Annotated in this window: 9 protein-coding genes and 1 riboswitch; all 9 genes read left to right on the top strand. The window is 48.7% G+C overall.

Going from position 1 to position 11756, the window contains the following annotated elements; genetic code table 11:
• The first annotated feature begins 371 nt into the window (after window positions 1-371).
• On the top strand, window positions 372-1376 hold the full coding sequence (locus U9P07_08460; GenBank protein MEA2109434.1) for a sirohydrochlorin cobaltochelatase: 1005 nt from the start codon (window positions 372-374) through the stop codon (window positions 1374-1376).
• 57 nt (window positions 1377-1433) lie between these two features.
• Window positions 1434-3551, top strand: coding sequence for a TonB-dependent receptor (locus U9P07_08455; GenBank protein MEA2109433.1), 2118 nt, complete (start codon window positions 1434-1436; stop codon window positions 3549-3551).
• A gap of 162 nt (window positions 3552-3713) precedes the next feature.
• Window positions 3714-3923: riboswitch (cobalamin riboswitch) on the top strand.
• A 121-nt stretch (window positions 3924-4044) separates the two neighbouring features.
• Window positions 4045-4749, top strand: a complete 705-nt coding sequence (gene cobI / locus U9P07_08450; GenBank protein ID MEA2109432.1) for a precorrin-2 C(20)-methyltransferase — start codon at window positions 4045-4047, stop codon at window positions 4747-4749.
• Window positions 4749-5834: a hypothetical protein gene (locus U9P07_08445; GenBank protein MEA2109431.1), complete on the top strand. Its 1086-nt coding sequence runs from the start codon at window positions 4749-4751 to the stop codon at window positions 5832-5834. Before cobI ends, U9P07_08445 begins: the two co-directional genes overlap by 1 nt.
• A gap of 3 nt (window positions 5835-5837) precedes the next feature.
• A complete protein-coding gene (locus U9P07_08440; protein MEA2109430.1) occupies window positions 5838-6764 on the top strand; it encodes a bifunctional precorrin-2 dehydrogenase/sirohydrochlorin ferrochelatase in 927 nt (308 codons plus the stop codon).
• Complete coding sequence (locus U9P07_08435) at window positions 6739-8643, top strand: SAM-dependent methyltransferase (GenBank protein MEA2109429.1); 1905 nt, start codon at window positions 6739-6741, stop codon at window positions 8641-8643. The genes U9P07_08440 and U9P07_08435 overlap by 26 nt, the downstream gene beginning before the upstream one ends.
• Complete coding sequence (locus tag U9P07_08430; protein MEA2109428.1) at window positions 8628-9275, top strand: precorrin-8X methylmutase; 648 nt, start codon at window positions 8628-8630, stop codon at window positions 9273-9275. The genes U9P07_08435 and U9P07_08430 overlap by 16 nt, the downstream gene beginning before the upstream one ends.
• Window positions 9272-10423: a cobalt-precorrin-5B (C(1))-methyltransferase CbiD gene (gene cbiD, locus U9P07_08425; GenBank protein MEA2109427.1), complete on the top strand. Its 1152-nt coding sequence runs from the start codon at window positions 9272-9274 to the stop codon at window positions 10421-10423. The genes U9P07_08430 and cbiD overlap by 4 nt, the downstream gene beginning before the upstream one ends.
• Before the next feature lie 151 nt (window positions 10424-10574).
• The coding region (cbiT, locus tag U9P07_08420) for a precorrin-6Y C5,15-methyltransferase (decarboxylating) subunit CbiT (protein ID MEA2109426.1) at window positions 10575-11756 on the top strand (1182 nt) is incomplete at its 3' end.

Raw genomic sequence — 11756 nt, 5'->3', positions numbered from 1 at the left:
TTCTCTGTGACTTTGTGCCTCTGTGAGAGTATTTTTATCTTTTCTGAAAACGTAGTCGAATGTTTACGTTTGTAATAGCAAAACATCCTGTAATCATTAAACCTAAAAGGTACAAGGTAAAAGGTAAAAACCTTAAACCTTAAACCTTTAAAGGCTAATCGCTCAGTTAGGTTTAAATTATTGGAGGAAAAAAGAAAGTCGGCTCAGGAGCCGGCATATTGAATGTAATTGGATAGCAAAAAACCGGTTTTCAAAAGAATTACATGAAAGGAGGCTGTTGGCATATACTCATAATTAAAGCGATAAAACCATTTTAAGCTAACCACAGATGGTCACAGCACCTTAATTTAAAGAAAAAAAGGAGAATAAAGATGTCGCATAAATTGATCTATCTTTTAGTCATTTGTCTCTTTATCACGTTTTTTTCCACTTCCGCCTCGGCAAGTACCGACAAAGGTGAAAATGCGACCCGCAAAGAGGATCGGGCCGCCATTGTCCTGGCCTGTTTTGGAACCACCGTGCCAACCGCGGTATCATCAATTATAAACATTCAGCAAAAAATCAAAGAAGCCTTCCCAGGTATTCCAGTGAAAATCACCTTTACTTCGAACATCATTCGCTCAGTCTGGAAAAAGCGTCAAAGCGAAGCTCAAAAATGGCTGCAGCAGGGTATTCCCGAGGAGATTATTTATGCCAAAAATTTTATTGCCACAATTGGCGACCTCCTCGAAGATGGTTACAAGGATATTATCGTTCAATCAGGTCATATCTATTGCATGGAACAAGCCCACGATCTCAAGTGGTATGTCCGTGCCCTGGCTTCGATCAAAACCATGAAAAAGAAATGGAGTCCGTTCAGTAAACTGGTTATGGGACGACCTGCTCTCGGCATGCCCGGAGATTTATACAGTTACCATGATGACCTGGAGAAGGGGTTGGAAACCCTTAAAGCTGATGTCGAGTTGGCTCGGAAACAAGGGGCGGCACTGGTCTACATGGCCCATGGTAATGAACATCTGTCAACCGGAATCTACTGTGAGGCCCAAAAGAAAATGCGGCAGCTCTATCCCGATGTCCAGACGTACTTCGGCTCGGTTGAAGGCTTTCCGGCGTTGGAAGACGTTGTTATCGCCATGAGCCATTGCAAAAGCAAGAAAGTAATTCTTAAACCGTTTATGATCGTTGCCGGAGATCACGCTACTAACGATATGGCCAGTGATGAAGATGATTCCTGGAAGAGCGTTTTAAGTAAAGCCGGTTTCAAGGTTACCCCGGTCCTTCATGGCCTCGGTGAAAATGATGCTTTTGCGCGGATATTTGTCGACCATATCAAAGATTGTGCCCGAGACAACAATATCACCCTGATTGACAACTAAGGTGGCTAGAGCCAGAGACCCGAAAAAAAAGATTTTTTACCACATAAGGAGAAGAAGATGAGTGGTAATTGGTTAAAGATAAATTTTATGAAAATCGTGGTTATGCTGATGGTCATAAGTGTGCTGAATTTTAATTTTCTTCCGCTTGAAGCGGCGACCACCATGGATGAAATAGTGGTAACCGCGACCCGCATGGAGGAAAAAAGCTTTGACGTCCCGACTCCGATCGAGTCGGTTTCAGCTGAAACCCTGACTATCAATAGTCCGGCAACTGCGGCTCAGTCTCTGGATGAACTGCCCGGAGTGTCGCTTAACAGAAGCGGCTTCTGGAACGTAAAACCGGTAATTCGCGGTCTTGGCAATAGCCGGGTTATGGTTTTGATCGATGGTGACCGGGAAAATAATCTCTGGGCCGGGCGCTCACCATTAATCCCCTTTATCGATGCCGGTAATGTTGAACGAATTGAGGTTATCAAAGGGCCAGCCTCGGTTCTTTATGGTACCGACGCTCTGGGCGGAGTTATCAATATCATAACCAAAAGTCCTGATTTTGCCAAAACTGATAAATGGTCATTTTTAAATAGCGTTGAAGTCCGTTACTCATCAGTAGACGAGGGCTGGTTCGGGCGCTACGCCTTAAGTGGTGGTGGTTACGGTTTTGATTTTGAACTCACGGTTGGAGCCCGGGATGCCGACGACTATCAGGACGGGGCTGGAGATGATGTCGAGAACAGCCAGTTTGAAAATCAGTTCCTCGATTTTAAGGGTCGTTATTTCATTAACGATGATCACGACTTGAGTATGTCCATAAGAAGCAATGATATTGATGACATGGGGGTGACAAAAAAACAGGGGGCCAGGTATTCTCATTTTGACAAATTTGATACTGACACCTACAAACTGGCTTATCATGGTCGTAATCTGGGATGGCTCAAAAATCTCCAGATAAAAAGCTGGTACGTCGACCAGGAGCGCAGTTATGAGGCTGATATTCCGAGCCTGGAAAAACCGATCTACAAATTAAAGGGCAATGAGTTTGAAACCTCAGCCCTGGGTGCTTTACTCCAGGGGCAGGTTGATTTCAGTCAAAATAACCGCCTGATTTTTGGTTGTGAATTTGTCGCCGAAGAGGCTGACGGCGACGAATATATCACGGTCAAAAAAAATAAAAAAAATATTACCGTCAAAAATCTTACTTTTAAACCGATACCGGACTGTGATCGGGATCATTTCGGTGTCTTTGCCCAGGATGAAATTTTCTTCAAAGATCAACTGACACTGCTCGCCGGTCTCCGTTACGACTACTTTGTTGCCAATGCCGATGATGCACCGTTTACAACCGATGTGTACGACAAAAAAGGCGAAAATATTATCAAGTCAAAGACTTCGATCAACCATTTCAGCCGGAAAAGTGATGACGCAGTTACGTTTAATCTCGGCATTCTCTATGTTCTTACCGAACATATTCATTTGACCAGCAATTTCTCTTCCGGCTTCCGGGCTCCCGATATGTTTGAACGCTATTCAACCAGAAGCAGCACTTACATGATTATCGGCAACCCCGATCTCGACCCCGAATACTCTTACAATGCCGATATCGGATTCAAACTTAATTATCAACGTCTCAGAGGTTCCTGCAACACTTTCTACACCCGGGTAGAAGACTATATCGAACTCGCCAATACGGGTCGAGATTTTGCCGGCATGGAAACGCGAGAATTTATCAATGTCGATGACGCGGAACTCTATGGCGCCGACGGTTCCCTGGAGTTTGATTTGTTAGACGAACTGATGCTTTTTGGTAACGTGGCCTATGTTGTCGGCCGTGATCGTAAAAGTCACGATCGCCTGAATGATATTCCACCGCTCAATGGTATCTTGGGGGCCCGCTGGCACGATGAACTGACTAATGGGCTGCACTACTGGTTTGAGTTCAGCGGCAATTTTTTTGACCGCCAGGATCATCCCGCCAAAGCTGAAAAAGAAACCCCCGGCTACTCATTTTTCAATCTTCGCAGTGGCATAAAATTTGACTATGCCGCTTTCAAGGATATTACTTTAACCTTAAATATCGAGAACCTTTTCGATAAAAAGTACCGCAACCATTTAAATGAGGCGGATTTTTATAACGATCCCGGTCTGAATGTAATCACATCGCTGAAATTTTCTTTTTAATCCATAACGGAAAACTTAACACCGGAGAAGAATAGTTTTTCTTCTCTGGGTAAGTGCCTGGTTTTAAAGAAGGTAAAACAGTCTCGCTGAAACTTGAAAAACATGGACAACAACGTCTTTTGCTTGACAAACGGGAGAAAAGATATTAGATGAATCGCATATAATTCAGATAATTGTTCAGGTGCTCGTTTCAAGAGCTTAATCGGGAACTTCGTGTAATTCGAGGACGGGCCCGCCGCTGTAACCGGGGACGAAAACCGCAGTAACCACTGACTTTAATGGGTGGCGTTTATGAAGCCACCGAGGTTGGGAAGGTGCGGTGAGTAGATGGATCCGGAAGTCAGAAGACCTGCCTGAATAATAAAGTCAACTCTCGAAGACAGAGGCAGGCTTTAGAGATTCCCGTCGGATAAAAACAGGGATATCCCCGGATCGAAATCAAATTTCGTTTCGGGGATTTTTTTTGCTTATTGTTTGGGAGAAGTTTAAAAAAATGAAGATTGGTAAATTTTTCGGGGTTGGTACCGGTCCCGGTGATCCCCGCTACCTGACTCTGCTGGCAGTCGAGATTTTCAGGCAGGTTGATGCTATTTTTACGGCTGTCGGGGTCAACTCATCCTTCAGCGTTTCGCGACATATTGTTGATTCGGTGGATCATGTCAGGGCTGAAAAAAAGGATCTGGTCTTCAGCATGTCCAGGGACTGGAACAAACGCCGGGCCAGCCTTAACGCGAATGCCGAAGAGATTGCTGCCGAATTGAAAAACGGAAAAAACTGCGCCTTTGCCACTCTGGGTGATCCGATGACCTACAGTACCTTCGGCTACCTGCTGCGGATTCTCAAGAAAAAACTTCCAGAACTGGAAACTAAAATCGCCCCGGGTATCACTTCCTTCGCGGCCCTGGCGGCGAAATCACAAACCGTGCTGGTTGAGGATGAAGAAATTCTCCGCGTCCTGCCGGGCCAGGATGCCGACCAACCAGAGGCTCTCGACCTGCCGCCTAAATCGACCAACGTCATTCTCAAAAGTTACAAACATCGCAATCGTCTGGTTGAACACTTTGCCAAGCAGGATGACTGCCATATCCTCTTTGGCAACCGGCTCTCTTTGGATGGCGAATTTGTCACGACAGATCCTCAAGAAATTATCAATCATCCGGATGAATATCTGTCACTGCTGATCATAAAAAGAAATTGATGAGGGAAAAATCGCAAAAAGAGGCTTTTGCCCGGCGGCGCATACTGTGGCTCATCTGGTGTCTGATCGGTTTTCTGGTGGTCGTTTTTGTCTTCTTCCAGGGTTCAAGTGCCGCGAACCTGAGAATCCTGGAAAGTCTGGGCCGACTCATTCTCCTGGTCGGCCTGGCAACCTTTATCGGCAGCATCTTCGAACTACGCAACTGGACAGATTTTGCCGGCATTTTGCTCAAACCGTTAATCTCCTTTGCAAGGCTGCCACAGCTTGCCGGAGCGGCCATGGTAACAGCTCTTTTTTCCAACAAGGCGGCCGGCAGCCTGCTGGCCGGCTCCTTTGCCGAAGGCAGGCTTACCCGCTTTGAGATGCGGGTCAGTGCCATCTGCAACTCATATGTAACTTATGTCTCTCACTCCTTGCGGGTCATGTATCCGATTATCGGTGTTCTGGGATTTGCCGCTATCTATTATTTTGGCATGATGTTTGGAGCCGGCCTGATCATCACTCTGGTCGCCATGACCATCAGCCGCTGGCGACCGACGGCAACGATATCATGTTATGATAATCCTGGCGGTGAGGGTTTACAGGAGGTAAAAGTACTCAATAAGAAAGTCCTAATATCATGGCCGGAGACATTGCGGAAATCGGGCCGGCGGACTAGAGAAATTATTACCCGGGTAGTTTGTATCACTATTCCCCTGTACGTTTTGGCATCCTACTTGAACAAAGCCGGTTTTTTCCAGGTCTGGAAAGATTTTGTTCCGGAAATCGCGATCCCTTTTTTTCCGCCTGAAGTCCTGGCCATTATGGCGGCCCGTCTCGGAGGTCTGGTCAGCGCAGCTGGAGTGGCTTCTGAACTTTATAATCAGCAGGCGGTTGGCTACACCCATATTTTGTTGGCCCTTTTTGCCGGCAATATCGTTACTAACCCGATTCGCACCCTGCGCCGCAATCTGCCGTCGGCAATGGGTATTTTTCCGCCCCGGGATGGTTTTTTCATTGTTATGGTTATGCAAACAAGTCGCCTCTTGTTTGTCCTGTTCTTCATCCTGATGCTGATTGTTTATCTGCACCTTAAACAAGGATAAGAGATGCTGAGCTACCCCATCAACCTGCTGCTGGAAAAACGCCTCTGCCTGGTAGTCGGCGGCGGCCCGGTAGCAGCCCGCAAAGTCGACCGATTACTTGAATCAGATGCCCTGGTGAGCGTTGTCGCCCCTGAAGTTGTACTAAGTTTGAAGGAACATGCTGAAGAAAAACGGATCGAACTTTCCTTGAGACCTTTCAGGAAGAGCGACCTAGATGATGTTTTTCTGACTTTTCTGGCCTCTGATGACCATCTTCTCAACCGTCAAGTGCTGGGTGATGCCCAAAAAAGGAAAATTCTGGTCTGTGCGGTTGACAATAATTGGCAGGCAGGTGATTTTCTGACCCCGGCGAGCTGTTTTGATCATGACCTGCAACTGACAGTGGCGACTGACGGTCGTTCCTGTGGTCGCGCCAAAGCGGTCAAGAATTATCTTGCCCGTCATCTGGAAACACTGACTGCAGGACTGGTTTTGACCAGTATCAGTGTTGAGACTGCAAAAGAATGGCCTCTCGACGTCAATCAGTTTAAGACAATCGGCAGACAACTGGACTTAATCTGGGGGGTACGGGAATTCATCCTGATTCCAGGTATCGATTGCCTGGAGCTGGTGGCCCTGGTTGCCGAGGATAACGCTATTGAAAACCTGATAACTGCTGTTTTCAAAGGGAGTGGAATTAAGAAAAATGGTTTGCGGATCAGAAAAGGGAAACCAGCTTTTGCATACCTGTGGCAACGCGCAGTTCAAGCTGCTGACTGCAGCGGCAGTATCGGGCGGCAACTGCTTGTAGAAACAAGAGCACCCGGAACAGACAGCCGGGTTGGTATAGCCCTGAAGGAATTAAGCCGGTTATTGTCTCGCGCAACAAACATGGCATTAACCTGTCAGCAGGCATGGATAGCATATGAAAATTATTGTCGGAATTTATGATTCCCGATCGGTTTCTGGAAAAGAGCTGGAAGCCGCGTCTGGAAAATTTTTGCAAGAGATCGTCCAGTTACTGCCGGCACTCTCTTATAGCAAGGTTGTCATTCCACCGGCAGCCAACTTGGAAACGCTGAATCAAGGCCAGAATTCAGCCATGGAAAACGGCTGGACTGATCTTCTCGCCGCCCTCGAAAAGCGAAGCATTGATGGTGCATTCTATCCTGCTGATATGCTGCCCGACGCTCTGCCGGATACCGCCGATTTTTTTTCGCTGCCCGCCTGGCCTGCTGACAACGGCTTAGTGATGGGGGGAACCGCGTCATCCGGTCTGGCCCTGGTCTTTAGCCGGGGAGAAAAAATCTTTAAGATTATTCGCAATCTTCTGCTGCCGCCGACCGTCTTTGCCGGGGCCGGCATCGGCGGGGTCGGTAATGTTACCCAGGCGGTTGTCAATGCCCTCAAAAACTGCGATGTCTGTGTTTTTGACGCCTTGATTCCCGCTGGTATTCTTGAATATCTGCCGAAGAGTGCCGAACAGGTTTTTGCCGGCAAACGAAATGGCAGCCATTCTATGAAGCAGGACGAGATCAACCGTTTGCTTGTCCGTCTGGCCAAAAGCGGCCAGAAAGTGGTACGGCTTAAAGGCGGAGACCCCACTGTTTTCGGCCGTCTGGCTGAAGAAACCAGTACCTTTCAGCAGGAGAAACTGCCGTTTCGGGTTCTGCCCGGGATCAGTACCCTGAATGTGGCCGCTGCTGCCACCGGTCTGCTGCCGACCCGCAGAAGGCTAAATCGTGGTTTTTCCGTGGCGACCCCGCGGCGGGCGGGCAGCCATACCTTTATTCCACTTTCGGAGAATGAGCTAAAAGAATCTCTCAATGTTTACTACATGGCCGCAACCCTGGTGCCGGAGATTGTCGCGCGGATGAGCAGTGAAGGGTTCCCCCCGGATTGGCCCATAAGCTTGATTTATGATGTCGGCAGCAGTCAGGAAACTCTGGTGTGTGGAACTCTCGCTGACATTGTCGCAAAAATTTCCCGGCCCGAGTTGAAAAAACGCCCGGCTTTGGTTTTAACCGGAAAAAGCGCCGCAAAAAACTACCTTTTTCAGACCAATGCACCTCTCGAAGGCAAAATGGTTCTCTGCTGCGGGGAGCAATCGGTAATTGAAGAGCAAAAACCAGCTATTCTGGCGTTAGGTGGCCGGTATACACCTCTACCCATGACGATGTTGAAAGTCAATCAGTCAGGTGAACAGGCTATCTGTAACTGTGATAAAGATGAAGGATTTCTGATAACTACATCGACCACTGCCCGGATAATTGTTCATACCTGGCGCCACAGGCAGGTTGATGTGAGAAAAGTTCCCCTGCTGATCGTCAAAGACCAGGCCTGCGCGGAAATCTTTCATTCGATCGGCATCTTTCCTGAAATTTTCTTGAGTGAAGCAAATGCGGATGTTGAAGATATATCCTGGCAAAAACCTGCGGGGTTGAATAATAAAATTACCTGGTTGAAATCTGAACATGATATATGCGAAAGTAAAGGTTACCTGCAGGAAAACGGGATGGAAATTACGGAATTATTATTCGCGGAATGTCACCCCTTGCCAGTGACCATGCCGCCTGATTTTGATGCGGTAATATTTTCTGATGGGTCAGCAGCAGGAAAATTTATCGACCATTTTGGACCAGAAACTTTGGCTGATAAGATTATCTGTTGCGTGGGAGATCAGGCCAAGACGGTATTACATGACGAAGGTAATCCTACCACCAGCACAAAAACGGTAAAGACGATACAGGAAGCCCCGCTGCAATTGGCAGCTTATTATGCCAACCGGAAAATCAAAAAAATGCGAGGAAAAAAATGGCCGGAAAAGTAAATTGGCAAATGTCAGGCAGTGAAGTCGAGGCGGAGAGCTTTCATCGGATTGACATTGAAGCTCCAGACCACTCTTTCGATGAGAGAGAATGGCATATCGCCCGGCGTCTAATCCATACAACCGGGGATTTTTCCATTATTGAGCAACTAAAATTTCGCCATAACCCCATCGAAGCGGGACTGCAGGCGATGGCCAGGGGAATGCCGATCTTCTGTGATTCCAATATGGCCCGCAGCGGGGTTTCGGTGGCCCGCTTGCAAAAGATTAATCCGGCTTATGAAAAGGCCTCCCTGCACTGCTATATCGCCGATCCCGATGTCGCTGAGATGGCGGCGGCCAGAGGCTGCACCCGAGCACTGGCGGCAGTGGAAAAGGCCCGGCCCATCCTCTCCGGTTCAATCGTGCTGATTGGCAATGCCCCCCTGGCCCTGGCCACTATTGTTCGTCTGGCTCAGGAAGAAGAAATCAGGCCGGCGCTGGTCATCGGCATCCCGGTGGGTTTCGTTAATGTGGTGGAAGCCAAAGAGATGCTGGGCGAAAGTAACCTTCCCCATATTGTCGTGGAAAAACGGCGGGGCGGCAGTGCTCTGGCGGTGGCGACGTTGCATGCTATTATTGAAAACTGGAAATGAACAGGCAGACAACGGGAAAAAAATCTTTACGCTGTGGTTTTACCACCGGGGCGGCGGCCGCCGCTGCCGGTGTTGCCGCCTATTGTCATTTCACTAAGGGAAGGATGCCGAAAGCTATCGATCTGCTTTTTCCCGATGGTCAATCACAGCGCATCCAGACCACGTTGACAGCCCAAGGTGAAGCACAAGTCATAAAAGATGCCGGGGATGACCCGGATGTTACCGATAAGGCTAAAATCAGGGCTCTTTTCTCTCCCGTTACCCTGGCGATGGCCGAAGAACATGATTACCTGATTGATGTAGGTCTGGGGAAAATCATCCTGCATGGAGGCCCCGGGGTTGGGCTCTGCGGGCGTATTGGTCTTGATTGTGAGAAAAATAAATGGGCTATTAACCAAGTCCCACGGCTGATGATTGCTGAAAATCTGGCCCGGGCCGGATTCGGCGGACAAAAAGAGTGCGGACTACTCACCATCTCTGTAGTTGAGGGCCAAAAACTGGCTCAGAAAACCCTTAATGCCCAGCTCGGGATTACCAACGGTATCTCCATTCTGGGAACCTCAGGCATTGTCTACCCTTACAGCCATAAGGCTTATATCAAGACCATTGAGATTCTGGTTAAAGCCGTAGCCATCACCGGTTTTGACCAGGTCATCTTTACCACCGGCGGTCGGACCCTGAAAGCGGCGACCGCTTGTTTACCGGAAATAGAAAGTACAGCATTTATCCGCATTGGCGATTTTATTTACGAAAGTTTGCAGGCGGCCAGAATACAGGGCATCTCCCGGGCCGTGGTTGCCTGCATGCCGGGTAAATTATGTAAATACGCCGCCGGCTACCGTAACACCCATGCCGCCAACGTCAGTCAGACCTTGGTACCGTTGGCAAAGATTGTAAAAGAGTTCAGCCTCGACCAGAACCTGGCCCAAGAAATATTAGGCTGCAACTCGGTGCGCCAGGCCTTAACCTTGATCCCTGATATCTTTTATGCCGCAAGTCTGCGCCAGCTGGCCGGCCAGGCTTTGCTAACCATGAAAAACTGGACGCCAAACTTACCGTTACGCCTGTTGATTTTTGATTATGAAGGCAACCTGCTGATTGATGAATTGGGATCTGACGCGGGCTGCGCCCGCGACTTATTATCTTAACCACGAATTGACACAAATGAACACGAATAAAGGCGCTTTTTTCATCCGTGTCTATCCGTGCCCATCTGTGGTTCTAACAAAAATTACCGGCAATTATTTGGTAAAAATTTCTTGTTTTTTTGCCAGACTTTCAGGAGTACAGTACTAAATTATGAACGGTGAAATCACGATAATTTCCTGTGGCGCGGAACGGACGTATCTGCCGAATGTCGATGATCATCGACTGGAAAAAACCGATGTCCTGGCCGGCAGCAAACGCCTGTTGTCCGAATATCCAGATTTTTCCGGAAAAAAATTTATCCTTGGTGCCGATACGACACAAACCGTTGAGACCCTCTGCGATCTGGCTATCCAGGGACGGCAGGTGGTGGTGCTGGCTTCGGGAGACGCGCTTTTTTACGGTATCGGCGGTACCTTTTCGCGCCTGCCTGCCGGACGGCTTGAGCAGTTTAACCTTTCTATCAGACCGGCCCCGACAGCCTTTCAAAGCCTTTTTGCCCGGCTCAAACTTCCCTGGGAAAAAGCTCGTTTTTTCAGTCTGCACCAGGATGACAGAATTCCAGTGCGGGAGATTCTTTCCGCCCCGCTGGCGGTTATCTACGGCGGCAGCCGGATCAATGCCGTTCAGGCTGCCGCGGCCCTGGTGGAGAGTTTTCCTGAATACGGGACGCGGCCGGCGGTGCTGGCGGAAAATCTCGGTTTTAACAATGAACGAATCAATACTGCTCCCTTGAAAGATATAGTCCTGATAGAGTGTGGCCCCATATCCATGCTGGTATTACTGGAAAATTCCGGCAAAGATGAGTGTCCACCGCTGGCACTGGGATTAGGATTGGAAAACGATTTTTATGAACATGAGAAAGGGTTGATTACCAGCCCGGAGATCCGCTGCGCGGCGCTGGCCAAATTACGCCTGCCGCCGGCCGGAGTATTGTGGGATATCGGTGCCGGCAGCGGTTCAGTCGGCCTGGAAGCCGCCGCCCTGCGCCCCCGGATGGAAGTCCATGCCCTGGAAAAAAAACCACAGCGGGTGGTTCAGATCAAAGAAAATGCCAAACGGCTCGGGGTTGCCAATATTTACATCCAGACCGGTACGGCACCTGATGGTTTCAGTACCTTTCCGCAACCGCAACGGATCTTTATCGGTGGCGGCGGTGAGCATCTTGAAAAAATTCTTGAAGCCGGTTTTGCCGCCCTCAAACCGGACGGCATCATTGTGGTTGCCGCTATCACCATGGAGGCTTTAGCTCAGCTCAGTACCTGGCGGCCTGAAAACTGTCTTGAAGCAGTCCAGATATCGGTAGCGAGAATGACCGAACTAGCCGGTAAATAT

This window comes from Pseudomonadota bacterium (assembly GCA_034660915.1).
Lineage (GTDB): Bacteria > Desulfobacterota > Anaeroferrophillalia > Anaeroferrophillales > Anaeroferrophillaceae > DQWO01.
The sequence above is the reverse complement of the archived record's forward strand: the minus strand, read 5'-3'. Positions and strand labels throughout refer to the sequence as shown.

Excerpts from the sequence above, each read along its gene's own strand:
- cobI (MEA2109432.1), top strand. The coding sequence starts at position 4,045 with ATGAAGATTGGTAAATTTTTCGGGGTTGGTACCGGTCCCGGTGATCCC.
- U9P07_08435 (MEA2109429.1), top strand. The coding sequence starts at position 6,739 with ATGAAAATTATTGTCGGAATTTATGATTCCCGATCGGTTTCTGGAAAA.
- U9P07_08440 (MEA2109430.1), top strand. The coding sequence starts at position 5,838 with ATGCTGAGCTACCCCATCAACCTGCTGCTGGAAAAACGCCTCTGCCTG.
- U9P07_08430 (MEA2109428.1), top strand. The coding sequence starts at position 8,628 with ATGGCCGGAAAAGTAAATTGGCAAATGTCAGGCAGTGAAGTCGAGGCG.
- U9P07_08455 (MEA2109433.1), top strand. The coding sequence starts at position 1,434 with ATGAGTGGTAATTGGTTAAAGATAAATTTTATGAAAATCGTGGTTATG.
- cbiD (MEA2109427.1), top strand. The coding sequence starts at position 9,272 with ATGAACAGGCAGACAACGGGAAAAAAATCTTTACGCTGTGGTTTTACC.
- U9P07_08460 (MEA2109434.1), top strand. The coding sequence starts at position 372 with ATGTCGCATAAATTGATCTATCTTTTAGTCATTTGTCTCTTTATCACG.
- U9P07_08445 (MEA2109431.1), top strand. The coding sequence starts at position 4,749 with ATGAGGGAAAAATCGCAAAAAGAGGCTTTTGCCCGGCGGCGCATACTG.